Annotated in this window: 1 tRNA gene; it reads right to left on the bottom strand. The window is 53.6% G+C overall.

The features are described from left to right. Positions 1 to 71 precede the first annotated feature (71 nt). Positions 72 to 147 (bottom strand) — tRNA-Glu (locus ACSEMK_RS24070). Positions 148 to 207: the final 60 nt, after the last annotated feature.

Below are 207 nucleotides of genomic sequence, written 5' to 3'. Positions count from 1 at the left end.
TATCTCAAACGTCACCCGAAGATGAGTTTTGAGATATGTCGGCGCGCGTCTTTCACTCACGAACCAGCAAGTGGCGTCCCCTAGGGGATTCGAACCCCTGTTACCGCCGTGAAAGGGCGGTGTCCTGGGCCTCTAGACGAAGGGGACACTGAAGTCTCAATCGCAAGACGCCTTGCTTCTCTACTTTCATCAGACAATCTGTGTGAG

It is taken from the genome of Klebsiella sp. K-3 (assembly GCF_051207495.1).
GTDB lineage: Bacteria > Pseudomonadota > Gammaproteobacteria > Enterobacterales > Enterobacteriaceae > Klebsiella > Klebsiella aerogenes.
The sequence above is the reverse complement of the archived record's forward strand: the minus strand, read 5'-3'. Positions and strand labels throughout refer to the sequence as shown.